Annotated in this window: 1 protein-coding gene; it reads right to left on the minus strand. The window is 69.0% G+C overall.

The window, feature by feature from the left end:
- On the minus strand, window positions 1-3,299 hold a 3,299-nt coding region (gene metH, locus ACHFIV_RS20950; protein WP_398971158.1), incomplete at both ends, for a methionine synthase.

Raw genomic sequence — 3,299 nt, forward strand, 5'->3', positions numbered from 1 at the left:
GCGTTGAAGTACTTCGCTTCCGGGTGGTGGATGACGATGGCGTCGGTGGACTGCTCGGGGTGGAGCTGGAACTCCTCGGAGAGCTTGACGCCGATCCGCTCGGGTTCCAGGAGCGCGGCGATCTTCGCCCGGTCCTCCAGGTCGGGGCAGGCACCGTAGCCCAGGGAGAAACGCGCTCCCCGGTACTTCAGGGCGAACATGTCCTGGACGTCGGAGGGGTCCTCGCCGGCGAAGCCGAGCTCGCTGCGGACCCGCGCGTGCCAGTACTCCGCCAGCGCCTCGGCCAGCTGCACGGACAGCCCGTGCAGCTCCAGGTAGTCGCGGTAGGAGTTCGACTCGAACAGCTCGGCGGTGGCCCCGCCGATCCTCGACCCGACCGTGACGACCTGGAGGCCGATCACGTCCCTCTCACCCGACTCCTCGGGGCGGAAGAAGTCCGCCAGGCACAGCCTGCGGCCACGGCGCTGGCGCGGGAAGGTGAAACGGGTGCGCTCCGAGCCGTCCTCGTGCAGCAGGATCAGGTCGTCGCCCTTGGAGACGCACGGGAAGTAGCCGTAGACCACGGCGGCTTCCAGCAGGTTCTCGGTGTGGAGCTTGTCGAGCCAGCCGCGCAGGTGCGGGCGGCCCTCCCGTTCGACGAGCTCCTCGTACGTCGGGCCGTCACCGGCTCGGGCCTGCTTCAGGCCCCACTGGCCTTTGAAGAGGGCGCCCTCGTCCAGCCAGGAGGCGTACTCCTTGAGCTGGATGCCCTTGACGACCCGGGTGCCCCAGAACGGTGGTTCGGGGACCGGGTTGGTGACCGAGACGTCGGAGCGCAGCCCCTCCTGCGGCTCGTCGGGCTCGGCCACCTGGATGTCCCGCTTGGGCACCCGGCGCTGCTTCAGCTCGGGGAGGCTGGCCCCGGGGACGCCTCGCTTGACCGCGATGAGGGCGTCCATCAGCCGCAGGCCCTCGAACGCGTCGCGGGCGTAGCGGACCTCGCCCTCGTAGATCTCGTGCAGGTCCTGTTCGACGTAGGCACGGGTGAGAGCGGCGCCGCCGAGGATGACCGGGTAGTCGGCCGCCATCTTGCGCTGGTTCAGCTCCTCCAGGTTCTCCTTCATGATCACGGTGGACTTCACCAGGAGGCCGGACATGCCGATGACGTCGGCGCGGTGCTCCTCGGCGGCTTCCAGGATCGCGGAGACCGGCTGCTTGATGCCCAGGTTGACCACGTTGAACCCGTTGTTCGACAGGATGATGTCGACCAGGTTCTTGCCGATGTCATGGACGTCGCCACGGACGGTGGCCAGCACGATGGTGCCCTTGCCGTCGTCGTCGGTCTTCTCCATGTGCGGCTCCAGGTACGCCACCGCGCTCTTCATGACCTCGGCGGACTGGAGGACGAAGGGCAGCTGCATCTGGCCGGAGCCGAACAGCTCCCCGACGACCTTCATGCCTTCGAGCAGGGTGTTGTTGACGATGTCGAGGGCCGGCTGCGTGCGGAGGGCCTCGTCGAGGTCGGTCTCCAGGCCGTTCTTCTCACCGTCGATGATGCGGCGCTGGAGCCGCTCGTCCAGCGGCAGCGCCAGGAGTTCCTCGGCCTTGCCCTGCTTCATCGACTTCATGTTGACGCCCTCGAAGAGCTCCATGAGCTTTTGCAGGGGGTCGTAGCCCTCTTCCCGGCGGTCGTAGATCAGGTCGAGTGCGACCTTGACCTGCTCCTCCTCCAGCCGGGCGATCGGCAGGATCTTGGAGGCGTGCACGATCGCGGAGTCCAGTCCCGCCTTGACGCACTCGTCGAGGAAGACCGAGTTCAGCACGACGCGGGCGGCGGGGTTCAGCCCGAAGGAGATGTTGGAGAGGCCCAGCGTCGTCTGCACGCCGGGGCGGCGCCGTTTCAGCTCACGGATGGCTCCGATCGTGGCGATGCCGTCCCTGCGCGACTCCTCCTGCCCCGTGCAGATGGTGAAGGTCAGGCAGTCGATGAGGATGTCCGACTCGTGGATTCCCCAGTTGCCGGTGAGGTCGTCGATGAGCCGCTCGGCGATCGCGACCTTGTGCTCGACGGTGCGGGCCTGGCCCTCCTCGTCGATGGTCAGCGCGATCAGCGCGGCACCGTGCTCGGCGGCGAGTCCGCTGACCTTCGCGAACCGGGACTCGGGGCCGTCCCCGTCCTCGTAGTTGACGGAGTTCAGCACCGCCCGGCCGCCGAGCTTCTCCAGCCCCGCGCGCAGGACGGGCACCTCGGTGGAGTCCAGGACGATCGGCAGGGTCGACGCGGTGGCGAACCGTCCGGCCAGTTCCTCCATGTCGGCGACACCGTCGCGGCCCACGTAGTCGACGCAGAGGTCGAGCATGTGCGCGCCCTCGCGGATCTGGTCGCGGGCCATCTCCACGCAGTCGTCCCAGCGCGCGTCCAGCATCGCCTCGCGGAACTTCTTCGACCCGTTGGCGTTCGTGCGCTCACCGATCGCGAGGTAGGAGGTGTCCTGACGGAACGGGACGGTCTGGTAGAGCGACGCGGCGCCCGGCTCGGGACGCGGGGAGCGGGTGGTGATCTCGGAGCCGCGGACGCGGTCCACGAGCTGGCGCAGGTGTTCCGGCGTCGTGCCGCAGCAGCCGCCGACGAGCGAGAGGCCGTACTCCTGGACGAAGGTCTCCTGGGCGTCCGCCAGGCCCTCGGCGTCCAGCGGGAAGTGCGCCCCGTCCTTGGTCAGGACCGGCAGACCGGCGTTCGGCATGCAGAGCAGCGGGATGCGGGAGTGGCGCGTGAGGTAGCGCAGGTGTTCGCTCATCTCGGCGGGGCCGGTCGAGCAGTTCAAGCCGATCATGTCGATGCCGAGCGGTTCGAGCGCGGTCAGCGCGGCGCCGATCTCGGAGCCGAGCAGCATCGTGCCGGTGGTCTCGAAGGCCAGGGAGCACAGCACCAGCAGGTCGCTGCCCATGGCGTCCAGGGCGCGCCGCGCGCCCAGCACGGCGGCCTTGGTCTGCAGGAGGTCCTGCGTGGTCTCGATGATGAGGGCGTCGGCGCCGCCGGCGATCAGCCCTTCGGCGTTCTGCTGGAAGCCGTCACGCAGGACCGTGTACGGGGCGTGGCCCAGCGTCGGCAGCTTGGTGCCGGGGCCGATGGAGCCGAGCACCCAGCGCTGCCGGCCGGTGGACTCGGTGAAGCGGTCGGCGACCTCACGGGCGATGGCCGCGCCGGCCTGCGAGAGCTCGTGGATCCTGCCGGGGATGTCGTATTCGCCCAGGGCCGATGCGTTCGCGCCGAACGTGTTCGTCTCGACGCAGTCCACGCCGACGGCGAAGTACTCCTC

Source organism: Streptomyces sp. ALB3, from assembly GCF_044385685.1.
Taxonomy (GTDB): Bacteria; Actinomycetota; Actinomycetes; order Streptomycetales; family Streptomycetaceae; genus Streptomyces.